This is a genomic window from Qipengyuania sphaerica (assembly GCF_019711595.1).
Taxonomy (GTDB): Bacteria; Pseudomonadota; Alphaproteobacteria; order Sphingomonadales; family Sphingomonadaceae; genus Qipengyuania; species Qipengyuania sphaerica.
In genome coordinates this window covers 322,006-346,497 of the sequence record NZ_JAIGNR010000001.1, presented here as the reverse complement: position 1 = coordinate 346,497, position 24,492 = coordinate 322,006, and the positions used below count along the sequence as shown (strand labels likewise).

The 24,492-nt window shown below is 62.4% G+C and carries 25 protein-coding genes; 17 read left to right on the top strand and 8 right to left on the bottom strand.

All coding sequences use genetic code 11. The features are described from left to right. Positions 1-61: 61 nt before the first annotated feature. Positions 62-2,269 (bottom strand): transglycosylase domain-containing protein, encoded by a 2,208-nt coding sequence (locus K3178_RS01865; RefSeq protein WP_221569688.1) that lies wholly within the window; start codon positions 2,267-2,269, stop codon positions 62-64. 109 nt (positions 2,270-2,378) lie between these two features. Beyond that, a complete protein-coding gene (gene msrB, locus K3178_RS01860) occupies positions 2,379-2,777 on the bottom strand; it encodes a peptide-methionine (R)-S-oxide reductase MsrB (RefSeq protein WP_221569687.1) in 399 nt (132 codons plus the stop codon). Between the two features lie 200 nt (positions 2,778-2,977). Here msrB and rpsT point away from each other — a divergent pair, with 200 nt between their 5' ends. From rpsT to K3178_RS01835, 5 genes are all read left to right on the top strand, one after another. Next, entirely contained in the window at positions 2,978-3,238 is a 261-nt protein-coding gene (gene rpsT / locus K3178_RS01855; protein WP_221569686.1) for a 30S ribosomal protein S20, read from the top strand. 444 nt (positions 3,239-3,682) lie between these two features. Beyond that, positions 3,683-5,140 carry a chromosomal replication initiator protein DnaA gene (gene dnaA / locus K3178_RS01850; protein WP_221569685.1) on the top strand — a complete coding sequence of 486 codons (1,458 nt, stop codon included), beginning with the start codon at positions 3,683-3,685 and terminating at the stop codon, positions 5,138-5,140. A gap of 113 nt (positions 5,141-5,253) precedes the next feature. Beyond that, positions 5,254-5,694, top strand: coding sequence for a DUF983 domain-containing protein (locus K3178_RS01845; RefSeq protein ID WP_221569684.1), 441 nt, complete (start codon positions 5,254-5,256; stop codon positions 5,692-5,694). Positions 5,695-5,699: 5 nt separating this feature from the next. Beyond that, on the top strand, positions 5,700-6,464 hold the full coding sequence (locus K3178_RS01840; protein ID WP_221570747.1) for a HesA/MoeB/ThiF family protein: 765 nt from the start codon (positions 5,700-5,702) through the stop codon (positions 6,462-6,464). A gap of 36 nt (positions 6,465-6,500) precedes the next feature. After that, on the top strand, positions 6,501-6,857 hold the full coding sequence (locus tag K3178_RS01835; protein WP_221569683.1) for a hypothetical protein: 357 nt from the start codon (positions 6,501-6,503) through the stop codon (positions 6,855-6,857). On the opposite strand, the gene K3178_RS01830 is transcribed toward K3178_RS01835, so the two are convergent. Further along, positions 6,858-7,565, bottom strand: coding sequence for an NAD-dependent deacylase (locus K3178_RS01830; RefSeq protein WP_221570746.1), 708 nt, complete (start codon positions 7,563-7,565; stop codon positions 6,858-6,860). Positions 7,566-7,600: 35 nt separating this feature from the next. On the opposite strand from K3178_RS01830, the gene dapB reads away from it, so the two are divergent. The 7 genes from dapB to K3178_RS01795 all read left to right on the top strand — a co-directional run bounded on the left by dapB (position 7,601) and on the right by K3178_RS01795 (position 11,739). Next, complete coding sequence (dapB, locus tag K3178_RS01825) at positions 7,601-8,329, top strand: 4-hydroxy-tetrahydrodipicolinate reductase (protein WP_221569682.1); 729 nt, start codon at positions 7,601-7,603, stop codon at positions 8,327-8,329. Further along, positions 8,326-8,685 carry a hypothetical protein gene (locus tag K3178_RS01820; RefSeq protein ID WP_221569681.1) on the top strand — a complete coding sequence of 120 codons (360 nt, stop codon included), beginning with the start codon at positions 8,326-8,328 and terminating at the stop codon, positions 8,683-8,685. The genes dapB and K3178_RS01820 overlap by 4 nt, the downstream gene beginning before the upstream one ends. After that, complete coding sequence (nth, locus tag K3178_RS01815; RefSeq protein ID WP_221569680.1) at positions 8,682-9,335, top strand: endonuclease III; 654 nt, start codon at positions 8,682-8,684, stop codon at positions 9,333-9,335. Before K3178_RS01820 ends, nth begins: the two co-directional genes overlap by 4 nt. A 65-nt stretch (positions 9,336-9,400) precedes the next feature. Next, positions 9,401-9,874 (top strand): hypothetical protein, encoded by a 474-nt coding sequence (locus tag K3178_RS01810; protein WP_221569679.1) that lies wholly within the window; start codon positions 9,401-9,403, stop codon positions 9,872-9,874. Positions 9,875-9,895: 21 nt separating this feature from the next. Then, positions 9,896-10,360 carry an MAPEG family protein gene (locus tag K3178_RS01805; RefSeq protein WP_221569678.1) on the top strand — a complete coding sequence of 155 codons (465 nt, stop codon included), beginning with the start codon at positions 9,896-9,898 and terminating at the stop codon, positions 10,358-10,360. 67 nt (positions 10,361-10,427) lie between these two features. After that, positions 10,428-11,189 carry a DUF2189 domain-containing protein gene (locus K3178_RS01800; protein WP_221569677.1) on the top strand — a complete coding sequence of 254 codons (762 nt, stop codon included), beginning with the start codon at positions 10,428-10,430 and terminating at the stop codon, positions 11,187-11,189. 139 nt (positions 11,190-11,328) lie between these two features. Next, positions 11,329-11,739 carry an META domain-containing protein gene (locus K3178_RS01795; protein WP_221569676.1) on the top strand — a complete coding sequence of 137 codons (411 nt, stop codon included), beginning with the start codon at positions 11,329-11,331 and terminating at the stop codon, positions 11,737-11,739. 54 nt (positions 11,740-11,793) lie between these two features. Here the strand turns inward: K3178_RS01795 and K3178_RS01790 are convergent, their stop codons facing one another. Genes K3178_RS01790 through dapE form a run of 3 tightly spaced genes read right to left on the bottom strand, consistent with a single transcriptional unit; the run spans position 11,794 to position 14,695 of the window. Beyond that, positions 11,794-12,285, bottom strand: a complete 492-nt coding sequence (locus tag K3178_RS01790) for a YybH family protein (protein WP_221569675.1) — start codon at positions 12,283-12,285, stop codon at positions 11,794-11,796. A gap of 12 nt (positions 12,286-12,297) precedes the next feature. Then, positions 12,298-13,536 carry a dicarboxylate/amino acid:cation symporter gene (locus K3178_RS01785; RefSeq protein WP_221569674.1) on the bottom strand — a complete coding sequence of 413 codons (1,239 nt, stop codon included), beginning with the start codon at positions 13,534-13,536 and terminating at the stop codon, positions 12,298-12,300. Between the two features lie 25 nt (positions 13,537-13,561). Then, complete coding sequence (gene dapE / locus K3178_RS01780; protein ID WP_221569673.1) at positions 13,562-14,695, bottom strand: succinyl-diaminopimelate desuccinylase; 1,134 nt, start codon at positions 14,693-14,695, stop codon at positions 13,562-13,564. Between the two features lie 29 nt (positions 14,696-14,724). Here dapE and K3178_RS01775 point away from each other — a divergent pair, with 29 nt between their 5' ends. Further along, a complete protein-coding gene (locus K3178_RS01775) occupies positions 14,725-15,171 on the top strand; it encodes a cupin domain-containing protein (RefSeq protein ID WP_221569672.1) in 447 nt (148 codons plus the stop codon). On the opposite strand, the gene K3178_RS01770 is transcribed toward K3178_RS01775, so the two are convergent. Together K3178_RS01770 and K3178_RS01765 are read right to left on the bottom strand one after the other, a co-directional pair. Further along, positions 15,168-16,058: a S1/P1 nuclease gene (locus K3178_RS01770; protein ID WP_221569671.1), complete on the bottom strand. Its 891-nt coding sequence runs from the start codon at positions 16,056-16,058 to the stop codon at positions 15,168-15,170. The two genes, K3178_RS01775 and K3178_RS01770, sit on opposite strands and share 4 nt — an antisense overlap. Further along, positions 16,025-16,687, bottom strand: coding sequence for a glutathione S-transferase family protein (locus K3178_RS01765; protein ID WP_221569670.1), 663 nt, complete (start codon positions 16,685-16,687; stop codon positions 16,025-16,027). The genes K3178_RS01770 and K3178_RS01765 overlap by 34 nt, the downstream gene beginning before the upstream one ends. Before the next feature lie 104 nt (positions 16,688-16,791). On the opposite strand from K3178_RS01765, the gene K3178_RS01760 reads away from it, so the two are divergent. The 4 genes from K3178_RS01760 to K3178_RS14280 all read left to right on the top strand — a co-directional run bounded on the left by K3178_RS01760 (position 16,792) and on the right by K3178_RS14280 (position 24,385). Then, positions 16,792-17,208, top strand: coding sequence for a VOC family protein (locus tag K3178_RS01760; protein WP_221569669.1), 417 nt, complete (start codon positions 16,792-16,794; stop codon positions 17,206-17,208). Positions 17,209-17,301: 93 nt separating this feature from the next. Next, the gene (locus K3178_RS01755; protein WP_221569668.1) at positions 17,302-18,387 is read left to right on the top strand and encodes a helix-turn-helix transcriptional regulator; all 1,086 of its coding nucleotides are present in this window, start codon (positions 17,302-17,304) and stop codon (positions 18,385-18,387) included. A 106-nt stretch (positions 18,388-18,493) separates the two neighbouring features. Further along, positions 18,494-20,854, top strand: a complete 2,361-nt coding sequence (locus K3178_RS14285; RefSeq protein WP_221569667.1) for a calcium-binding protein — start codon at positions 18,494-18,496, stop codon at positions 20,852-20,854. Between the two features lie 156 nt (positions 20,855-21,010). Then, complete coding sequence (locus K3178_RS14280) at positions 21,011-24,385, top strand: reprolysin-like metallopeptidase (RefSeq protein WP_221569666.1); 3,375 nt, start codon at positions 21,011-21,013, stop codon at positions 24,383-24,385. Positions 24,386-24,492: the final 107 nt, after the last annotated feature.

Below are 24,492 nucleotides of genomic sequence, written 5' to 3'. Positions count from 1 at the left end.
CACTGAGGGCAACAAAAAGCCCTCCCGGTTCGCGCCGGGAGGGCTTTTTCTATTGCCTCGATCAATTAGGGGATTGGGTCGGCGTAGGGCTGGGCCTCGGCCTGTCGCGTCCGATCACGCCGTCGAGGAAATCGTCGTCGATCGCCTGCGGAGCGCCATCGGCCCCGCGACCTGTCGAAGGCTGGCGGGGCGCCGGGACACGCTGGACGCGTGGCTGTTGTTGTTGTTGGCGCGGGCGCGTCAGGTCGACTTCGCCCTCACCCGAGCTGTCCTCGGGGAACGGGATCGCTCCTCCCGGCCCTTCGTTGCGGCCCGGCTCGATCAGGTTGCCCTGCTCGTCGATGTAATAATAATCGTCCGGATCGCCGAAGAAGAAGTCATCCTCCTCGTCGATCTGCCATTCGGGCAGCTGAAGCTCGGTGTCGAATTCCTCGACCGGACGATCCTTGACCGCGTAGCGCATGTAGGCAGCAAAGGCCTGGGCGGGAGCGCGTCCGCCCTGAAGCCCGCCGACACGCTTGTTGTCGTCGCGGCCCATCCATACGCCGGTGGTGATCCCACTCGAAAAACCGACGAAGTAGCCATCCTTGTTGGAACTGGTCGTGCCGGTCTTGCCCGCCACGGGGCGACCGATCTGCGCCGCCCGGCCCGTGCCGGTCTGGACGGCCGCCTGCAGCAGGTCGGTAATGCCGCGCGCGACATGATCGGGCACAAGCTGCGTGCTGCGGGCGCGCTTGTGCTGGTACAGCAGCTCGCCGTCGGAGGTTGTCACCTTGACGATACCGTAAGGTTCGACCGAGGAGCCGCCAGCCGAGACCGCGGCAAAGGCGCGCGTCATGTCGAGCAGACGGACCTCGTTCGATCCGAGGACCATCGCCGGATAGCTGTTGATCGGCGTGGTAATGCCGAAGCGACGCGCCATCGAGGCGACCTGGCCGAAGCCGACTTCGTTTCCGAGCTGTGCGGCGACCGTGTTGATCGAATAGGCGAAAGCAGTGCGCAGGTTCGTTTCGCCGATATTGCGGCCATTCGAATTTCTCGGGCTCCATCCGCCGATGCTGACCGGGGTATCCACTACACGGTCGTTGGGAGTGTACCCGGCTTCCAGCGCGGCGAGAAAAACGAACAGCTTCCAGCTCGAACCAGGCTGGCGCAGCGCATTGGTGGCGCGGTTGTAATTGGTCTCGACGTAATCGGTACCGCCGACCAGGGCGAGGATCGCACCGTCGCGGTCGAGGCTGACGAGCGCCCCCTGCGCCCCGTCGGGCGCGTTGCCCGCCACGGCCGCCGTTGCAGCCTTCTGCATGCCCGGGTCGAGCGTGGTCCAGACCTCGATCGGTTCGAAGGTTTCCGGCAGGAGCAAGTCGAGCTGTGGGAGCGCCCAATCGGTGAAATAGCGGACCGAGTTCGTGCCGGTCTCCTGCTTCAGCTTAACTGCCGAGACGTCGACATTGGCCTCGCTCGCGCTGATCTTGCCCTGCTCGCGCATGAGCTGAAGGACCACGCCGGCACGCCCGACAGCGGCATCGACGTCGGCGGTGGGCGAATAGCGGCTCGGCGCCTTTACGAGGCCCGCGATGATCGCAGCCTCCGCCGTGCTGAGCTGGGTGCCCGGGTGGCTGAAGAACTTCCGGCTCGCGCTATCGATGCCGTAGGCACCTCCCCCGAAATAGACCTTGTTGAGGTAAAGCTCGAGGATCTGGTCCTTGGAGAATTTCCATTCCAGCGCCATCGCCAGCACCGCCTCGCGCAGCTTGCGGTCGAGCGAGCGATTGTTGTTGAGGAAGATGTTGCGGGCAAGCTGCTGAGTGATCGTGGACGTACCGCCGATCTGCGAGCGCTCACCGGTAATCCCTTCGATCACCGCCCCGGTAAGTCGCACGGGGTCGGTGCCGAAATGCGAATAGAAACGCTTGTCCTCGACCGCGACCATCGCATCTTTCATCACCTGCGGGATCTCGTCGGAGGTAAGCCACTTGCCATAGCTCGGGCCCAGCTCGACCAGTTCGGATCCGTCGCGGGCGCGCACCACAATCGTCTGCGCGTTCTGGGTTGCCTTGAGCTGGTAATAGCTCGGAAGCGAGCGCGCCGCGAAGGCCACTGCGATCCCGAGGAAGATCAGGCCGAGGACAACTGCGCCCCCGCCCCACAAGGCAATACGCTTGCCCCACAGTTTCACGCCGGAATAATCGCGCTTGCCTTCCGCTTCGGCCCGCCTTGCGCGTGCGGCACGCGTGCTCTTCCTGCGGCGGCTGCCTCTCTTGTCCATCTAGTGCGACTTCCTCATGATCCGTTGCGCTGCCCTATATCCGCCACAATCTTCCATGGCGAGACGTAACCTCGGGTGAACGCGACCACACTTGTGGAAGCTGCCCGCTTCAATCCTCCGGCTCGAAATCGAGCGAGGCGGAATTGATGCAGTAGCGCAGGCCTGTCTCGCCCGGTCCGTCGGGGAAAACATGGCCCAAGTGGCTTTCGCATTTGGCGCAGACGACCTCGGTGCGGATCATGCCGTGAGTGACGTCGCGGTGCTCCTCGACCGAATCGCCCTCGGCCGGAGCAGTGAAGCTCGGCCAGCCCGATCCGCTGTCGTATTTGGTGTCGCTCTCGAACAGCAGCTGGCCGCAGGCGGCACAGTGATATTCGCCTGCCGCCTTGTTCTTTTCATACTTGCCGGTGAAGGCCCGCTCGGTGCCCTTCTCGCGCAGGATTCGATATTGCTCGGGCGTCAGCTTCTCGCGCCATTCGGCCTCGCTCAGTTCCAGCTTCTCGCTCACGCCTTGTCCTTTCCTTGTGCGCTTACCATATAGGGGCAACAGGGCGCGCCGCAGCAGGTTCCGCACTCGCAAGACGATTTGCTTGACGATTCGGGATCGCGAAGCTAAGTGCGCCGCTTTCCGGCGGTTCGTCCGCCTTTTTCGACACGCCCAGACAGAATTTTCCGCCGCGACAGGTTGCGGCTCGATCGAGGACAAACATGGCCAATACGCCGCAAGCCAAGAAGCGCATCCGTCGCAACAACCGCCGCGCCGAAATCAACGGTGCGCGCATGAGCCGCATTCGCGGTTTTGTGAAGAAGGTCGAAACCGCATGCGAAGCGGGCGACAAGGATGCCGCACAGACCGCGCTCAAGATCGCCCAGCCCGAACTGGCTCGCGGCGTCGCTCGCGGCGTGATGCACAAGAACACCGCCTCGCGTAAGCTGAGCCGCCTGACGAAGCGCGTCGCCGCTCTCTGATTCGGCTCCGGCTCGGGCCGGACAAGCAAATTTGAAAGGGGTCGCCGCACATCGCGGCGGCCCCTTTGTCATGTTCGCGTTGCACTTCGAAACCCGCAGGTAACTTTGCTGCAACCTAAGTCACGCAAATCCTGCGATTCGCATGGAAAATTCGGCAATTTCTACGTTTTTCAATGACATGAACGGCGGGCTGCGGGGTAGCGCCGAGTCAACAAGTTTATTTCAGATTTTTTGCAGTTATCCCCCTTGCGACTCATCGCGGGTGCGACCTACACAATAGACCTGCTCGGGGGGGACAGCCCGAGTTTTCACATCGATGGCCAAGGGGAGGGACCACCCGTGAATCACGTGATTCCGGGAGAGGGCAGAGCCGTGCCTGCTCCCCGCAAGGCCAAGGCAACTATGCGACCCGCAAGCGGTCGTTCCGGGGGGAATGAAACTATAATGGCGAAGATGGGCGGCCCGACGGGCAAGCGGAAGGCGACTGACGAAATGGAAGATCTCGAGGCGGTGAACCTCGCGGCCGACTGGGCTGATATCAGCCAGGGCCTGCGAAAGGATCTGGGTCACCAGCTTCACAGCCAGTGGATCAAGCCGATCCAGCTTGGCAAGATCGATCCGGACACCGGCACGCTCGACCTTTTCCTGCCGACCGAATTCAGCGCCAACTGGGTGAAGGACCGCTTCGCCGATCGGCTCTCGCTCGCCTGGAAGATTGCGCGCAGCGAAGTGCGCAAGGTTGCCATCTCGGTTCATCCGGGCCGCCGCCAGGTCGCCGACCTGCGCCTCCACAACGATGGCCGTCGTCCGGCGAACGATGCCGATACCTCGATGATGGCGATCGGTGCCGACACGCTCGGCGATGCCGGCTTCACTTCCAGCGTCGGCCTCGATGCTTCGCTGACCTTTGCCGCCTTCATTACCGGCGAGGCCAATATCCTCGCCTTCAACGCTGCGCAGCGCATGTCCGCGACCGAGAAGCCGCAGTTCAGCCCGCTCTACCTCAAGGGCGCGACCGGCCAGGGCAAGACGCACCTGCTCCACGCCATCGGCCACACATTCCTGCAGACGCACAACCGCAGCCGCATCTTCTACTGCAGCGCCGAGCGTTTCATGGTCGAGTTCGTCCAGGCGCTGAAGGCCAACCGGATGATCGAATTCAAGGCCCGCCTGCGCAGCTTCGACCTGCTGCTGGTCGACGACATCCAGTTCATCATCGGCAAGGCTTCGGCGCAGGAAGAACTGCTCTACACGATCGACGCGCTTCTGGCCGAAGGCAAGCGCCTCGTCTTCGCCGCCGACCGTGCCCCGCAGGCTCTGGACGGGGTCGAACCGCGCCTCCTTTCGCGCCTGTCGATGGGCCTTGTCGCCGACATCCAGCCGGCCGATATCGAACTGCGCAAGAAGATCCTGCACTCCAAGCTGTCGAAATTCGCGCCGCTCGCCGTGCCCGAGGACGTCATCGAATTCCTCGCCCGCACGATTACGCGCAATGTCCGCGAGCTCGTCGGCGGCCTCAACAAGCTTATCGCCTATGCGCAGCTGACAGGGCAGGAAGTTTCGCTCCAGCTCGCCGAAGAGCAGCTGACCGATATCCTCTCGGCCAACCGCCGCCGGATCACGATCGACGAGATCCAGCGCACCGTGTGCCAGTTCTACCGCATCGACCGCAGCGAGATGTCGAGCAAGCGCCGCGCGCGTGCCGTCGTCCGCCCGCGCCAGGTGGCCATGTACCTCTCCAAGGTGCTGACCCCGCGCAGCTATCCCGAAATCGGCCGCAAGTTCGGCGGGCGCGATCACTCGACGGTCATTCATGCCGTCCGCCTGATCGAGGACCTGCGCCAGCGCGATGCCGACATGGATGGCGACGTGCGCAGCCTGCTGCGCCAGCTGGAAAGCTGATTACCTGACACCCCAAGCCCTTCGGCTCGCGTTTCGAGGAGGGGAGTGCTCGTCGGCAGGTCCATCGCAGAGGCCTGTCGACAGCTTGCCAACATGCTGCCAACAGGCTGTCCATGAGCTTGTCCACGGATAGGCCGGATGCTTCCGGCCAGCCTTACGAACTGCCTGCCAACCTGTGGCAGACCCTGTGGCGCGGCACGCTGTGTCGCTGCCCGCGCTGCGGCGAAGGCACGCTGTTTCGCCGCTGGCTGAAGCCTGTCGATGCCTGCGCAAACTGTGCGCTCGACATCTCGGGCCAGCGTGCCGACGACCTTCCCGCCTATATCGGTATCTTCGTGACCGGCCATCTGCTCGCGCCTGTCATTATCGCGCTGGTGACCGGTTTCGCGCTCTCGGCGCTCGCTCTCCTTGCGATCATCATCCCCGTTGCCATCGTCATGCTGATCGGGCTGCTGCAGCCTTCGAAGGGCGCGGTGATCGCCCTGCAATGGTGGAACGGGATGCACGGATTTCGCAAGGAGCGCCTGCCTGCCGCACCGGAGATCAAGCCGTGAGTGCGCTGGGCGAGGACCGGCTCGAAAGGTTCGCACGCCACATCGTCCTGCCCGAGGTCGGCGGGGCGGGACAGGCCGCCCTCGCGCGCAAGCATCTCGTGCTCGTGGGCCTTGGCGGGATCGGCAGCCCGGCGCTGCAATATCTCGCCGCAGCGGGGATCGGCAAGCTGACGCTGGTCGACGACGACAAGGTCGATGTCAGCAATCTGCAACGCCAGACGCTCTACAACGAACGCGATATCGGTCACGGCAAGGCCATCTCGGCCAAGCGCTGGGTGACGCTTTTCGACCCCGCGCTCGATGTCGAGATAAGCGACCGCCGGATCGATGCAGGGCGTGCCGCCGCGCTGGTTCAAGGGACCGATCTCGTGCTCGACGGCACCGACAATTTCGCCACGCGCCTCGCCGTTTCCGATGCCTGCGTGAAGGCCGGAACCCCGCTGCTTTCCGCAGCCGTGGGGCGCTTCCAAGGACAGGTCGGCGCCTTTGCGGGACACCTGCCTGACGAAGCTTGTTACCGCTGCTTCGTCGGCGATGCTTTCGATGCCGATGATTGCGACACCTGTGCCGAAGACGGCATGCTGGGTGCAATGGCCGGATGGGTCGGCAGCTTCGCCGCGCTACACGCCGTGCGCGTGCTCCTTGATGGCGTAAGCGCATATGGCGACCCGCAGTGGAGCATGGTCAATCTGCTCGACGGCATGCGTCCGGGAATGCGGCAATTCGCCATCGCCAAGGATCCCGAATGCAAGGGCTGCTCGCTGCGATAATCGCCTATTCATGCGGATTTGCGCAATTTGTGCGGCATGAGAAAAGCAGCCCTCGCCCTTCCCCTCGCCGCTCTGGCCGTTCCTGCCCATGCCACGGGCGGAATGGCGTGTAGCACCGCAGGGCCCGAACCGGTCGAGATCGTGCTCGGCTTTGGCCATGTGCCGAGCGCAGGACTGTTCCTCGCCAGGCTTGCCGATGCAGGCCGGGAAATTGCCGCCGAAGCTACCCAGTGGTGGATGCAAGGGAGCGAGATGCGCCTAGCCATGGTGAGCATGGAGACAGGCGAGGCTGAAGTTACCCTGGTCGCCGACTGGAACGAGGAGGCGCGCGCCTATGACGGCTCGATATGGCGCGAGGGCAAGAAGCGCTGGGTGCGCTGCCGCGAAGCTTGATCAGCCCTCGATGGACAGAATTTCGTCGACCCATCGAGGCACCAGTTCACCTGCCCTGCCCTGCCGCGATTCGTGGAACCAGTACGAACCCTCGCTCCGTTCGAGGTTGAGTTCGAGCGTGCGGGCGCCAAGTTCACGAGCATCCCTGACGAAGCCCGCAGCCGGATAGACCGCGCCGCTTGTTCCGATGCTGACGAACAGGTCCGCCCGGCGCAATTCGGCATAGATACGGTCCATCTCGTAGGGCATTTCGCCGAACCAAACGACGTCGGGGCGCAAGGCCTGCTCGCCGCATCCCGGACAGGCTGGGCGATCGATGAGCGGCTCGCTCCAGGCGTGCCGCGCCTGGCATTTCGCACACAGCGCGCTCAGCAATTCGCCATGCATATGCAGCACACGTTTCGCCCCTGCGCGCTCGTGGAGGTCGTCGACATTCTGCGTGACGATGAGCAGGTGCCCCTCCCACCCGGCATCGAGCCGCGCGAGCGCTTCGTGCGCCGGGTTGGGCGTAACTGTCCGCACTGCTTCGCGCCGCGCATCGTAGAAGCGCTGGACCAGTTCCGGATCACGCGCGAACCCCTCTGGCGTGGCGACGTCCTCGACCCGGTGTTGCTCCCATAGCCCTCCGGCATCGCGGAAGGTATCGATCCCGCTCTCTGCCGAAATGCCCGCCCCGGTAAGGACGACGATGTTGCGGATGTCGTTCATAGGGGCCATGAACCACGCAAACACAGGGAAACACAATGGCAAACATCGGCGTAATCGGTTCGAAGGGCGCAATGGGCGAGGCGCTGCGCGACGTAATCGAGGCCTCGGGTCACGATTATGCCGGCGGCGCGGACAAGGGCGACGATGTTAGCAAGCTGGCCGATGTCTCGGACGTGCTGGTCGATTTTTCCGCCCCGGGCGCGCTTGAAAGCAATCTCCATGCTGCGGTCGGTGCGGGCATTCCCATCGTCATCGGAACGACCGGCCTCGGCGACAAGCACCATGCCGCGATCGACCAGGCGGCACGGGCCATCCCTGTGCTGCAGACGGGCAATACCTCGCTAGGCGTCACGCTGCTGGCGCATCTCGTACGCGAGGCGGCGAAGCGGCTCGACAGCGACTGGGATATCGAGATCCTCGAGATGCACCACCGCCGCAAGGTGGACGCGCCCTCGGGCACTGCCCTGTTGCTGGGCGAGGCTGCCGCGGAAGGGCGCGGTATTGTTCTGGCGGACAATTCCGAACGCGGGCGTGATGGCAATACCGGCGCGCGATCCGACGGAGCGATCGGATTTGCAAGCCTTCGCGGTGGTACCGTGGCCGGAGAGCACAGCGTCATCCTGGCCGGTGACGAAGAGCGCATTACCCTCTCGCACAGCGCGGAGAACCGGGCAATTTTTGCCCGCGGTGCTGTGCGTGCGGCGGAGTGGCTGCGCGGGCGCGATGAAGGGCGCTACACGATGGACCAGGTGCTCGGCCTGTGAAGCTTTTCGCCGCCTTGGGCGGCGTTCTGCTGGGATTCGTCCTGCTCTTTTCCGGATATTCCATCGCCTTTCCCGGGGCCATCCCGGGATATCATCCGCCGCTATGGCTCGGCGCAATCGCCGCCATTGCATTGCCGGTCCTCTATTGGAGCAAGGCCTCGAGAATCCTCGGGAAAATCCCCTCGCGCCTGATCTTTGCCGCGATGATCGGCGCGCTCCTGGCGAGCTGGGGGCCACTGGTGATCGAGCCCGAGCGCTGGCACCTGTTCATGCCGGCACTGGCGGTTTTCTCGGCAGTCTGGCTAGTTGCGGCCTTGCCGTTCCTGCGCGCCGGGATAAGACACCGTCCCAGATGACAAATGACCAGATTTTCGAGTTCTTCCGGCGGCTTGCCGAGGACAATCCCTCACCCGAGACAGAGCTGGAATATGGCAATTGCTACCAGCTGGTGGTGGCCGTCGCCCTGTCCGCTCAGGCAACCGACGTGGGGGTGAACAAGGCCACCCGCGCGCTATTTGCCGAGGTCACAACGCCTGCACAAATGATTGAACTGGGCGAAGACGGCCTCAAGGAGCACATCAAGACGATCGGCCTGTTCAATTCCAAGGCCAAGAACGTGATCGCGCTTAGCCAATTGCTGGTCGACGAATATGGCGGCGAGGTTCCCGATACGCGCGAGGACCTGGTCCGCTTGCCGGGCGTGGGTCGCAAGACGGCCAATGTCGTCCTCAACTGCTGGTTCGGTCAGGAGACCTTTGCGGTCGACACGCATATATTGCGGGTCGGAAACCGGACCGGCCTCGCGAAAGGCAAGACGCCCGAGCAGGTCGAGGCGAAACTGGAAAAGCGCGTGCCCCAGCCCTTCCGGTTGGGTGCGCATCACTGGCTGATCCTGCATGGCCGCTATACCTGCAAGGCGCGCACGCCCGAATGCTGGCGCTGTCCGGTGGTGGATTTGTGCAGCTACAAGAAGAAGGTGCTGGAGAAGCCAAAGCGCAAATCCTAGCCGCCGACTTGCGAAATCGCCCCGGAAAGCGCATCATCACAGCCGTATTTCGGGGAGGGAATGCGATGCGTATCACGGTATTTATTGCGGGACTTTCGCTGGGCGCTGCGGCCTGCGCGGCGGCGCCCGCATCGGCGCAGGATGCTGTAGAAACTGGCGTGATCCTGTCGGGAAGCTCGGGCCAGGCGCGCGCGCAAAGCCGCCTAGGCGGAGCGATCAGGGGCAGCCTCGATGGTGCGACACGGGCGATCCAGACCACCCCGCGAAGGAATACGAGACGCGCGGCCCAACGGGTTCGTGCGCGTGGACGCGGACGCGGGCGCGGCGGAAATGCAAGCGCGGTCTACGCCATCCAGGATAGCGGCGACGCGCTCGCTTATAGCGATACCGAAACCTACGAGATGCAGAGCGGGACGCGCATTCGGGTCAGCGGCGGATTCACTCCGTCGCGCACGACCATTTGTGCAGAAAACTGCGCGCCGGACACAGCGCAGGAGAATAACGAAGCCGTGGCCGCGGAAACCGAATCTCCGGAATGATCGCGGCAACCTGTGGGATACATGCTGACTTTCGATAGCCCGGTTTTCGCCGCCTATGCGCTGGCGGCGAGTGCGATGGTGCTGCTGGCAGTGGCGACCGCGTGGATCACCGTGATCCAGATGATGCGGCACAAGGCGGGCTACCGCGCGCCCGAAGATGCCAAGAAGACACCGCTCAATCCCGTTCCGGCAGAGGGCCAGGTTGGCGCGTTCGAGCCGGTCGAGCGCTATCGCCGGATCATGGCCAACCACCTCGAGAACATCCCGTTCTTCCTCGTGGTCGGCCTGCTGTTCGTGCTGACCGGGCCGGGCCTCGTTCTCGCGCAGTGGCTCTTCTACGGCTACGCGATCTCGCGGATATTCCACTTTCTCGCCTACGCCACCGGCCAGATCCACGACATCCGCGCGACCTTCTGGACGATCGGTTCGGTGATCATCGTGGCGATGGCGGTTATTGTACTGATGACGGCGCTCAGTTCGATCTAGCGTTGGGGCGCATGCTGCTTGAACCGCCACCCGACCTGCGGCAAATTTACGCGGAGGGAGAGAAAACATGGGAGCGGGGATAGCCGGGACCGACATCGCGATTGCGGATAACCTGACAACGCGCGATCTTTTCGCTGCGCTAGCGGCAGGATGGCGCGATTTTCTGGCCAAACCGCAATACGGTCTGTTCTTCGCAGCGTTCTACGCATTTTCCGGCGTGGTGTTGTATTACCTGTTCATGGTGCGCGGCGAGGCAGTTTGGCTGATCGCTGCCGTTGCAGGCTTCCCGCTGCTCGCACCCTTCACCGCGGTCGGCCTTTACGAAGTAAGTCGCCGACGCGATCGCGGCATGGAGATGGGCTGGCCCGCGATCTTGGGCGCGCTTGGCGGACGCGGCGATCACCAGTTGCTGTTGATCGGCGGTATTATCTTCGTCGGCTTCGCCTTCTGGGTCATCATTGCGCATATGATTTTCGCGATCTTTTCTGCGTCGGCGGGCCTTGGCGAAGGAATGGTATTCCTGCGCTCGACCACCGGGCTGACGATGCTTGCATTCGGCGGGGCCGTGGGCGCCGGTATCGCCTTCCTGTTCTACGCCATGACCGTCATGAGCCTGCCCATGCTCGTAGACCGCGATGTCGATTTCATCACGGCGATCATCGCCAGTTTCAAGGCTTTGGGAAACAACTTCGCCGTTCTCCTGCTGTGGGCAGTGATGATTGCCCTGGCGTTGTTTGCCGCGATCCTGCCGCTGTTCGTCGGGCTGTTCGTCGTGCTGCCCGTGCTCGGCCACGCGACCTGGCATCTCTATCGGCGGACCGTGACCTGATCCCTCAAGGTCGTCCCCCGGAAATCGTTTGCCCACCCAGGTCACCGCAAGGTTCGCGCGTCCTCCAAGCGTGTTGCAAACACCCTCGATCCCGGACCCATCCCGCCCGGCGGCGGTTCTGTTCGACATGAAAGCTTACATGGCAGCAACGGCCGCCTGCGCATTCCTGCTCAGCGCATGCGTGACACCCCTTCCCGTCGCCGATCGCGCAATCGACCAGGCTTCGCTCATCGGCAATTGGGAGCTGGCGAGGATCGACAATCACCCGATCGCCAATGCAATTTCGCTCGAATTCCGAGCCGACGGCAATGTGCGCGGAGCGATCGCCTGCAACAGCTTCCTGACGGACTACACAGTGGCCGGCACACGCATCGAGATCGGGAATGCGATCATAACCGCAGCAGGGTGCCACCCGCGCTTCGATGCCGACCGGGAGCTCCAGGAAAAAGCCGAGAAGGTACTCTTTTCCGAACCACCCGCCGCTCTGACGCAGGGCGGCAATTCGCTCGTGCTTACGGGCGATAGCGTGCTGGTATTCGAACGACAGTAGTAGGCTCTGGGCCGATCTCACCTGACAAGTCCAGAATCCTTGTCAGCGGTCGTACTAGTCCGAAGCGACCGGGCCCATTTTCACATTACCGCCAATGAGGTGCCTGATTAGCCAAGTGCCGTCTTCCTGACTTGCCAGTACTGCGACGTATTCGGCGTCGAGCTGCAACCTCTGGCCTTCGATGACGCCCTGCTGACGTACGACCCCCGTTTCGAAAGCGTAATCGCCTTGTGTGACAAGGTGTCGGTCCAGCAATATGAGACTGTCGACGGTAGCAAGACTATGTTCGAACATCGGCAGGATTTCGGCGTGCCCCGCAAAAGTGCGCGCGGTCGAGTGCTTGCCGTCTTTCTCATAGAATCCGGTCATGGCCTCGGCATCGCCCCTTTCGCGTGCTCGCAGCCAAAGGGTCATCACATCCTCTGCGCTATTCGCAAAAGCTGCTTCCGTCCCAGCCGAAGGCGAGCTCTCCGGCGATGGTCCGGCCAATACAGGACCGGCCGACATCGCAAAGACCACTGCAGCGGTCAGGCTTAGTGCTCTCATCGAACTTCCCTCTCAGACATCGTCCGCCGAGATCATCTCCACGGTATCGATCTCGCCCGTCATCACCGCCACGGTGGTCGCCACCGCGGCATCGCCGCTGACATTGGTGGTGGTGCGCATCATGTCCATGATCCGGTCGACACCGGCGACGAAGGCGATCGTTTCCAGCGGCACGCCGACCGCGCCGAAGACCAAGGCCATCATGATCAGGCCCGCGCCCGGGATGCCCGCTGCGCCCACAGCGCCCAGCGTGGCTAGGATCGAGATCAGGAAGTAGTCGCCCATCGACAAGTCGACGCCGAAGATCTGTGCGCCGAACAGCGTGGCGAGGCCGAGATACATCGCGGTGCCGTTCATGTTGATCGTCGCACCGAGCGAAATGACGAAGCTCGCCACCGAATTCGAGACGCCGAGGTTCCGCTCCGCACAGCGCAGGGTCACGGGCAGCGTGGCGTTCGAGGAGGCGGTCGAATAGCTCACCGCCATCGCGTCGATGATCCCGCGGAAGAAGTCTCGCACCGGCAGCTTGGCGAGGAACTTGATCATGCTGCCGTAGATCACGCCGATGATCAGCAGGCAGCCGAGATAGTTGAGCCCGACCAGCTTGGCGAGGCTGATCAGCGCGTCGATGCCGAGCGTGCCCGCCACCCATGCCATCAGCGCAAAGACGCCGAAGGGGGTCAGCTCCATCACGATCATCGTGACCTTCTGCATCACCACTGCGCCGCTATCGAAGATCTTCTGGACCGGCTCGCCATCCTTGCCGGCCATCAATATGCCGATGCCGATCAGCATGGAAAATACGATCAGCGGGAGCACCGCCACATCGGCCATCACCTGCACCGGGCTTTCGGGCACGATCGACAGGATCATGTCGACCGCGGTGGTCGGGTTGGGTTCGGGCGTCACGCCCTTCTGGATCGCGCTGGTGTCGACGCCCGCGCCCGGCTGGACGAAAGTGCCGAGAGCGAGGCCCAGCCACACGGCGATCTGGCCGGTGACGATAAAGAGCAGCATCGCCCGCCCACCGACGGCGCCGAGCTTTCTCAAATCCCCGATGGCAGCAACGCCTGCGACAAGGCTGAAGAAGATCAGCGGGACCACCAGCATCTTGATCGACTTGATGAAGAAGTCGCCGATCCACTTGATGCTTTCCGCTTCGGGGCCCCAGGCATAGCCGGTGAGCACGCCGAGCAGGAGCGCGGTCAGCACGCGCTGCCACAGCGGAATTTCGAACCAGGTCCTCAGCATGTGTGTCCCCTCACGTCCCTTTGATTTATGCCAGCGCGTTCTTGGCGATGCGCGCGTAGATGCGGCTTAGCGTGGAAAGGTCTTCGATGGCTACCGCCTCGTCGCGCTTGTGCATGGTCGCGTTGACGAGGCCGAATTCGATCACCGGGCACACGGCGCGCAGGAAGCGGGCGTCCGAGGTACCGCCGGTCGTGCTCGGCTCGGGATCGAGGCCGGTCTCCGCCTTCACTGCGTTGGCGATGATGTCGCTGAATTCGCCGGGAGGCGTCAGGAAGGGCTCGCCCGAGATGATCGGTTTTGCGACGCCCCCGTGCCTTTCGGCGATGGCCATGACCATTTCCGACAGCGAGGCTCCCGAATGCTCGTCGTTGAAGCGGATCGAGATGCGCGCTTCGGCCCTTTCCGGAATTACGTTGTGCGCCTGGTTGCCGACTTCCAGATCGGTGATCTCGAGATTGGACGCCTGGAACCAGTCGTTGCCTTCATCGAGCACCAGAGCGTCGAGTTCGGCGAGCATGGCGACCAGCTTGGGGATGGGATTATCGGCAAGGTGCGGATAGGCGACGTGGCCTTGCGTTCCCTCGACCTCGAGCCAGATATTGACCGAGCCGCGCCGCCCGATCTTCATCATGTCGCCTAGGCGGTTGACGCTGGTGGGTTCGCCGACGAGGCACAGGTCTGGCTGGTGTCCCGCCTCGCGCATGAAATCGATCAGCGCGCGCGTGCCGTGAAGCGCAGGGCCTTCTTCGTCGCCGGTGATGATGAAGCTGATCGTGCCTGCCTCTGCCGGAACGGCCGCCACTGCATCGACCATGCAGGCGATCGAGCCTTTCATGTCGACCGCGCCGCGTCCGTAGAGGAGGTCGCCGCGCACTTCGGGCTCGAATGCGTCCGAAGCCCAGCCGCCGCCGGGAGGTACCACGTCGAGGTGCCCCGCGAAGGAGAAGTGCTTCGAACCTTCCGGCCCCTTGCGGATCGCGAAGAGGTTTTCGACCGGCGCTTCGGGCGTCCCTTCAGCCCCGTCGCCGCGGGTGAAGCGGGTCACTTCGAAGCCGAGCGGTGCGAGCATGGCCTCCATCTCGTCGAACACGGAGCCGGTGGCAGGGGTGACGCTTTTCGCGGACATCAACCGCTTGGCGAGATCGAGAACCTGAGTCATTGTCATCGCGCTAGCAGGAGTGTGCGCCAATGCCCAAGCTCGATCTCGACGCCATCCCCCAGACCAATGCGACGGGATATCCGCCCGAATATGCGGGCGCGGTCCAGGGGCGCCATTACCGCAGGCTCGCTCCCGCATCGGGTCTCACCGATTTTGGAGCAAGCCATGTGGTGCTGGAACCGGGCGCATGGTCCGCGCAGCGCCACTGGCACGAGGAAGAAGACGAGTTGCTTGTCATGATCGAGGGCGAAGGCACGCTGGTCGACGATAGCGGCGATACGATCATGTTCCCGGGAGACATTTCCGCCTTCCCCAAGGGCGATGGCAACGGTCATGTCATCCAGAACCGCAGCGACCAGCGTTGCGTGTATGTTGTGATCGGCAGGCCGGCTTCGAGCGATTGCCACTATCCCGATATCGACATGCATTTGACCAATGGTCGCGGTTTCCACCGCAAAGACGGCAGCGACTTCTAGCGTTCCGGCTCCGGCAATGGCCCCGGCGCGAAGGCCGCGTCGAGATATTCGGCCATGCGAATGCCCGCCTGCGTGACGCGGCGCTGCGAGATCGGGATGGCGCGGAGGATGTCCTCCTGCGTCAGCGCGGTTTCGTCGGCATAATCCTCGCCCTCGCAGGCAGGGCGGTCGAAGGCGTTGGGATAGACGAAATCGCGGCTCGTCTCCCAGCTTTCGCGGCCCCAGTCTGCCGAAGTGCCACCGCCGAGTTCCTCGCGCTCTGCAGCAGTATAGCGGCGCACCAGCGGGACGGGCGAAGAAGTTATCGCGCGCTCTGCCAGCGGGCCGTCCCAGATCCAGTGCAGGTTGAGGCCCGGTGCAATGCCATAGGCGGCCTCGATATCGTTGCCGCCGCGATCCTCATGGTCGCCCGAATGGAGCGGCATGTGCACATCGCCGATAAAGTGGACGAGGAAGACCAGCGCCTCGAGCCGGACATTGGCCGGCAGGCCCTCGTCGGCAAGGATGCGCTGGTTGCGCTCGATCTGGGCAAGGATGCAGTTCTGGCCCGAGCAATTGGCGCGCGGGTTATAGGCCTCGCACACCGGCGCGGTGCGATAGTGCCAGGCGAAGGTATAGCCCCAGCGCCAATAATCCTTGCGGATGCAATCGGGCCAGTAGGCCGCGTCCTCCAGCGTGGCGAGCGGGCAGTCGGGCACGCCGAGCTGCGGTGCGGCTTCCAGCAGCCGCGCGATCTTGCGCGCCGTGCCGGGCGAGACGTTCTCCATCGCGATACTGGCCGTGGTGCGATGCGCGAACTCGCCCCAGGCCATGGCGGGCGCGGGCAATAGCGCGAGGCACGCCGCGACCAGCGTCAGGAAACGGTTTCGTACTGTTCGATGACCCATTCTTCGTTTTCCGATGCCTCGACCCACCCTTGCATCCATTCGTGCTCCCACATGGCCTGCATATAGGCGGCGGCAAAGCCCGGGACGGGGATCTGGTAGCTGATGAAACGGCTGACGACGGGGGCGAAGAACACGTCCGCCGCGCCGAAGGTGCCGAAGAGATACGGTCCGCCATTGCCGAAGCGGCTGCGCGCTTCCGCCCATAGCGACAGGATGCGCAGGATGTCCGCCCTGCACGCCTCGCTCGGCTCGAAACCGTCGAAACGCTTCCTTACGTTCATCGGGCATTCGCCGCGCAGCGCGAAGTAGGAGGAGTGCATTTCCGCCACCATCGACCGCGCCATGCCGCGCGCGGTTTCATCCTTGGGCCAGAAGCGGTCGCGCCCGACCTTGTCGGCGAGATATTCGAGGATGGCGAGGCTGTCCCACACCACATTGTCGCCGTCCCACAGGATCGGGACCTTGCCGTGCGAGGGCTGCGTGCCGCTATCGTCCTGTTTCAATTCGTCCCACGCCTCGCCGCCCATCGGCACGGTGATCTCCTCGAAGGAGAGACCCGATTGCTTGGCCGCAAGCCAGCCGCGCAGCGACCAACTCGAATAGTTCTTGTTGCCGATGATGATCTTCATGCGCTTCCCCTGCGTATGCAAAGGCCGGTAGAGGTTCAGCTTGGGCGTGTCGAGCCTGAACGGGATGGCTATGCGACGAACGTCATTGCCGCTAGACGAACGCCATGAGCCTGCGCCCCTTCCACCTCGCCTTCCCCGTCCGCGACCTTGCCGAGGCCCGCGCCTTCTACGGAGGGTTGATGGGCTGTGCCGAGGGTCGCAGCAGCGAGGAATGGATCGACTTCGATTTCTACGGCCACCAGATCGTCGCGCACCTTGGCGGCGAGGCGGGCGACCGGGCGAGCAACCCGGTCGACGGCCACGATGTCCCCGTCCCCCATTTCGGCGTGGTGCTGGCGATGGAGGACTGGCAGGCGCTCGCCGACCGGCTGGTGGCGGCAGGAGTGGAGTTCGCCATCGAACCCACGATCCGTTTCAAGGGCCAGCCGAGCGAACAGGCAACGATGTTCTTTCGCGACCCCAGCGGCAACGCGCTGGAGATGAAAGCCTTCGCCGACGACGCGATGCTGTTTGCGACGTGAAATCCCGCCTCGGAGATCATTGCTCCGAATTTGGTTGACTTTCAGCAGCCTAGACCATCTTTCCCTACTCGTTCAGGTCAGGAGAGACGCAGGTTGCGCAGCGAGGAGATCTACGACGCGCTTTTCGATGACGAGGCATTTGCCCACTTGCCCGGCAAACTGGCGTCCATCGCCGGCGGCAGGTCGGCTGTCGTCGGCTGGGTCTATACCGATGGCGCGCAGCGCTTCCTCGGGCACAACGGTTATTTCGCGGAGAGCGACATCGAGAGCTATCTCAGGGATTATGCGGCCGAGGATCCTTGGACACTTTCAAACCTTTCCAATTTCCGCGCCAATGTCCTGATCGACAATGCCGAGCTGGTCTCGGATGAACGCTACAGCAAAAGTCGCCTCTACAACGAGTTCTTCAGGAAAATCGGCGACGATACGTTTCGCGCCCTGTCGATTTCCGGGAGCTCCCCGCACGGCAAGGGATCGCTCGCCATCCACCGCGGAAAGTCGTCGCAGGGTTTCTCGACCGCCGGCAAGCGTGCGCTGGCCCGTATCGCGCCGCATGTCGGCAGGGCGGTGGCGTTGCGTGCCCAGTTGGCGCAGCTGGAAAGCAGCCGCGAACTGGCTGGCGCCTTGGCCGATGCCAGCCCCGTGGCAACCCTTATCGTGGACAGCAAGCGACGACTTCTTCGCGCGAATGCGGCCGGGGAGGCTTTGCTGCAGGCATCATCCCTATTCATCGTGAAGTGGGGCCGTATCGGCATTGTCGGCAAAAGCGCCCGTGCAATCGAAGACGGGTTGGCCCGCGCGACATCCCCGTCCCCGGCTCCCGCGCTGATAGCGATCGCGCGGGAAGACGATGTTCCCCTGACCCTCGACATCCTGCCCATGCCGATCGATGCGACGACAAGGGGCGCGATGCTGGTTGTGCGCGACCCCTCCGCAATGTCGCCCGATACACCAGCGCGCCTGAGCGGCCTGTTTGGCCTCAGCTCTGCCCAGGCTGCCGTCGCGATGGGACTGGCGGAGGGACGAACCATCGAGCAGATGGCCAAAGTCCGCGGCGTTTCGCGCGAGACCATAAAGGTACAGGTCCGCGATGCGGCTGCCCGGCTCGGATGCACCAGGCAGGCCGAGATCGCCGCGGTCGTCCGCGCAATAGGTGTCCTGTCTAAAAATGCAGGCTGATCGCGAACCATAACCCGAATGGGTGATGTGGGGCCAGAGACGGCAATGTAAGGCCCGACGATATCAATTCATTCTGTTTTTGATAGGTTTTTCGGGGGTCGTTCTCATGAGTACCAGTGATATTTTCGTCGTCGATAATGGTCTAACCTATTCGGCGGAGGATCCTTCCGTTGCGACCCTGCTCGATGGGGGTTTCGTCGTTGCTTACAATCGCAACAGCGATCCAGGGGGCGACGGTGACGACGAAATCTACATCATCTATTACGATGCATCGGGGCAGCCCACTACGCCTGCGTTCCAGGTCAATTTGTCGACTGTGGCTCAAGACGACAATCCCGAAGTAACCGTCCTTGCCAACGGCAATGTGCTTGTCGTCTGGACCAAGGAATCGGTCGCAGGTTACGATCCGGAATATGGCTACGAACTCTACGAAGAGGAGATTTACGCACAGCTCCTTGATTCGTCGGGCAACCGCATCGGGCTGAATTTCGAGCTGCTCGAGGGCGGCGGATCGGTTTACGCGATGGATATCACTTCGCTGGAGGGCGGCGGGTTCGTCGTCAGCTACCAGGATTATTCCGATTGGAGTGCTGGAGTCCGGATCTTCGACCATCTGGGCAACGCTGTGGGCAACACCATCTCGATTCCAAACTCATACGACATCAGTATCACGGGGCTCGCAGGAGGCGGATTTGCGATAGGCTGGCAGATCGATGTCTATGACGAAGTCGCGGACATCTGGACCTATCAGAACTACGTGCGCAGCTATTCGGCCGATGGCACCGCGATAAGCACGACCTTGCTGGGCACCAGCCCGGATTATTTCGCCGCACCGGATGTCGCAAGCTTGGAGGGCGGAGGCTTCGTAACAGTCTGGGCAACCGGAAATGGCAATATCGGTGCAGCGCTTTTCGACAGCAACGGCCAGACAGTCGGCAGCAAGTTCTATGTCAACACTTCGCCTGCGGCCGTTTTTACAGAGGCTTCTGTTATCGGGACCTCGGACGGGGGCTTCGTAGTTGCATGGAACTACGATAATTTCGGCGAATACATCTATCACGCCCAACGATACGATGCTGCCGGCAATGCCGACGGTCCCCTCATCACCATGGCTACAGGCCAGATCGACCCGGCCGATTTTCAAATGTCGGCGCTCGCGGACAACGGGTTCGTGGTCACTTGGGATGCCGAAGAAAACGACCGGGACTTCGTCCAGGGTTACTACTCGTCTGTGGGCGGCGAGGAGATAAGCGGAACTGCAGAGGATGAAGAAATCTCTGGCGGCAGCGGAAACGATTTCATCTACGGCCTCGGCGGGAACGATATCATCAACGGCCTGGGCGGTAACGACACGATCGATGCCGGCACGGGTAACGACACGCTGATAGGCGGCGCCGGGGACGATATCCTGATCGGGGATGCTGGAGAAGACACCGCGTCCTACTCCACCGCTTCTGCTGGCGTTTTCGTGCGGCTGCTTGCAGGTGGTCCGCAGGACACGCTTTCGGCCGGCATCGACACTCTGGTAGCAATCGAGAACCTGGTCGGTTCGGATTTCCGTGACCGCCTCGAAGGCGACGATGGATCAAATCGCGTCGATGCGGGGGATGGCGACGACCGTGTCTACGGCCATGGCGGCAACGATGTCATCGTGCTCGACACAGGCCGGGACCGCGCCTGGGGCGGCGCAGACGATGACCGGATCTACGGCCAGGACGGCAACGACCGCATCTATGGCGACAATGGCGACGACCGTCTCTACGGCCAGGCCGATGACGACACGCTGATCGGCGGGGCCGGCAATGACGAGATGGTCGGCGGCACCGGCAACGACATCTATTTCGTCGACGATGCGGGCGACAGCGTGCTCGAGCTGGCCGACGAGGGTAATGACGGCGTGATCGCCGGGCTCGACTATACGCTGGGCGACAATGTCGAGATCCTGCGCATGCGCACCGGCGATTTCGACGGGACCGGCAACGGGCTCGACAACATCGTGCGCGGTGTCGGCGGGGTCAACGTGCTCCACGGCATGGGCGGCGATGACAGCATCTACGGCGGCACGGGCAACGACACGCTCGACGGCGGCGATGGCAACGACCGTCTCTATGGCGAGAACGGCAGCGACACGATGACCGGCGGCGCGGGCGCCGACAGCTTCATCTTCATGGATGCAGCCGAGCTGGGCACGCGGCTTGCCATCGCCGATATCATCACCGACTTCAGCCAGTCGGACGGCGACCGGATGAACCTGCGCAATGTCGATGCCAACATCAACCTCGAGGGCGACCAGAACTTCGCCTTCATCGGCACCTCGGCGTTCAGCCAGACGGCAGGCGAACTGCGCTATTTCCAGACCAGCACCAGCACCATCGTGGAAATGGACGTGGACGGCGACGGCGTCGGCGATCTCTACATCCGCCTCGACGGGCAGATGGATCTCAGCGCGGGCGACTTCGTGCTCTAGTGTGCCGGAGACAGAGCGACGTCGGCAGGGTACCGGCGTCGCCTTGCCTTATCACCCTGCGCGCAATAGGGTTGTGAGAGGGTTCGTTAAAAATAATCACAACCGGAGGTGTGACCGCGTTCTGGGCGCGGGTAATCTTTGCGCGATGCCGCACGAATGCGGGTAAGCGCAATGGGGGGCTATATGGGCGTGTGGTTCGATACCGAAATTCAGGGAAAGCAGCTGATTGCCGAAGCATCGGGAAGGCAGCTTGCCCGGGAAAGTCATGACCTGATGACGCAGTTCCAGCTGCTTTCCGTTTCCGGCAACGAGCAATCGTTTTCACACGGCCCCGCACCTGCCTGCGGATGCACGGCCTGCTGCACAAGCGCGGCGATGGGGGACGGCTTCGTCCTTTCGCTCGAAGCCATGGCCACGGTATCCGACTACACCTCGCTCATCTCAGGCAGTTCCATGAGCATGGCTCCGGGCCTTGGCGCATTCTTCAGCTATTCGCTGGCTAGCCAGATTCCCGATTATCTCCTGCCGACCCTGAGCCAGGAACAGATCGACACCTTCCAGGAATTCACGGAAGAACAGGCCACGCTGATCCGGCAGGCGATTGCCGAGTTTACCGACGCCAGTGGCCTGACCGCCTTCGAAGTGCCTTCGGGCATGGGCGACATGAATTTCTATGTGTTCGACCTGGCGTTTTTCCCTGCGCTCGGCGGAGGTGCTGCCGGGTTCGCCTATTACCCGACGAACTACGATTCCAATTTCGCCTCCGACGTCTTTCTCGACGATACGGCAGCCGGCGGATATGCGGTTATCCTTCACGAAATCGGCCACGCGGTCGGCCTGAAACACCCTTTCGAGGGTGATCCCATCCTGGATACCGAGCTCGACAACCGCGCAAATACGGTCATGTCCTATACCCACACGGGTTTCGCAGACCAACTCGGCCCTCTCGATATCGAAGCCATCCAGTATCTCTATGGCGACGATACGGCGGATGGAAACCAGGTGGCATCATGGTCGTGGGACAATCACACCCATACTCTGACCCAGACAGGCTTCGCCGGTAACGATACGATATTGGGGATAGGTGGGCGCGACGTGATCGACGGCCTCGCAGGCGCGGACACCATTTACGGCCGATTGGGAAATGATTCACTCAGCGGAGGAGATGGCGCAGATATCCTTTACGGCGGCGACGGCGAGGACGAGTTGTTCGGTGGCGGGGACGAAGACAACCTGGTCGGTGGCAATGGCGACGACATCCTCACCGGGGGACTTGGCAATGATTCGCTGTCGGGTCAGCGCGGAAATGACGAGATTTTCGGCGGCCAGGGCGATGACAATATTTTCGGTGGCGGCGACGACGACTGGCTCGAGGGGGGCGATGGCGACGACTGGATCAGCATCGGGGATTATTGGGACCGCTCGATAGGAGGTAGCAGCGTCGCCCACGGCGGGTCCGGGAATGACGGTTTCCAGATTTATGCAGGCGAGAATGCAATCCACGGTGACGCGGACAATGACAATTTCTACCTCTATGGCGGAAATAACCAGGTATTTGGTGGAACCGGGAATGATTATTTCTGGGTTTCCTATTCCGATGATGGAAGTACCCATCAGCTCGATGGCGGCGACGGCGATGACGACTTTTTCGTAGAACTTCTGACAAGCATTCCTTTGGTCATCGACGTTACGGACCTCTCGTCCTTCGGTGTCGTCCTGGATAGCGTCGAGGCCGTCTACATTCTCGGCTCTGAATTCTCCGAAACCCTGATCGACGATATCTCGAATACAGGGGCCTACCATTCGCTGTATGGCGGAGATGACACGGTCTACACCGCCGGTTGGGACTATCGGCCAGGGACAGATGGCCTCCCCAGCTTCTGGTCGCACAGTTATTACGGCGGGGACGGTAACGACATTTTCCATCTGGGTGCAGCGAGCGGCTACATCTACGGTGAGGCCGGTGCTGACCTCTATGTCTATGACCATGCCGGCGACATTGCGCAGGGATCCTATTGGTACGTCCCCGACTTCACGACCGGGACCGACCAATTCGACATATCGGCATTCCCCGTTTGGAATTTGTCGATCGACGTCAATGGCTATGTGACCGGACTGACAAGCGCCGGTAATCTCGGTTTTTATGCGCCTGGCATAGCGCTTTCGGATATCCTCCAGCAGTCTGGCATCGGCATGTATTTCGCCGGAAATTACTATTCCGAGCTGGTGCAAGGCGGTGCCGACAAGGATTTCCTCAAGGGTTCCGAAGGGAACGACGAGATCTATGGCTATGGCGGCGATGACCTAATCCATGGCGACGATCTTTCGGTCACGGTCCTGCAGACCAATGGCAATGACGATGAGATCCACGGCGGTGACGGCAACGACCGGCTCTACGGGGCGATCGGCAACGACCTTCTCTATGGCGAAGCCGGTGTCGATCTCCTGGACGGCGGGATCGGTGACGATTTCCTCGATGGAGGCTCTGGCAGCGATAGCGCGAGCTATGCGGATGCGGCTGGCGGCGTTTTCATAAACCTGCGTGCGGCAGGGGCACAGGACACGCTTTCGGCCGGGATCGATACGCTCGTCTCGATCGAGAACCTGGTCGGCTCGGGTTTCCGTGACCGTCTTGTAGGTGACGACGGGGCAAACCGCGTTGATGCCGGGGATGGCGACGACCGTGTCTATGGCTACGGCGGGCGGGACGTGCTTGTGCTGGAAGAGGGCAATGACCGGGCCTGGGGCGGCAGCGACGATGATCGCATTTATGGCCAGGACGGCAAGGATCGCATCTATGGCGACGATGGCGACGACCGTCTTTATGGCCAGGACGGCAATGACACCCTGATCGGCGGGGCCGGCAATGACGAGATGGTCGGCGGCACCGGCGACGACATCTATTTCGTTGATGATGCGGGCGATAGCGTGCTCGAGCTTGCCGGCGAGGGCAATGACGGCGTGATTGCCGGAATTGACTATGCGCTGGGCGACAACCTCGAAAAGTTGCGGATGCGCACCGGCGATTACGACGGGACCGGCAACGGGCTCGACAACATCGTGCGCGGTGTCGGCGGGGTCAACGTGCTCCACGGCATGGGCGGCGATGACCAGGTCTATGGCGGCACGGGCAACGACACGCTCGACGGCGGCGATGGCAACGACCGGCTCTATGGCGAGAAGGGCAGCGACACGATGACCGGCGGCGCGGGCGCCGACAGCTTCATTTTCATGGACGCGGCGGAGCTTGGCACGCGGCTTGCCATCGCCGATATCATCACCGACTTCAGCCAGTCGGACGGCGATCGGATCAACCTGCGCAATGTCGATGCCGACAGCACTGCCGAGGGCGACCAGAACTTCGCCTTCATCGGCACCTCGGCCTTCAGCCAGACGGCGGGTGAGCTGCGCTATTTCCAGACCAGCACCAGCACCATCGTGGAAATGGACGTCGACGGCGACGGCGTCGCCGATCTCTACATCCGCCTCGACGGCCAGATGGATCTCAGCGCAGGCGATTTCATACTGTAAGATTCCCTAATGGGTGGAAAGTCGACCATCGCTTTCCACCCAGTTCGGGCCATAATCGATGTCAGATTGACCGCTGAGCGAACGCAATCAGGCGCCAGCTTCTTTCA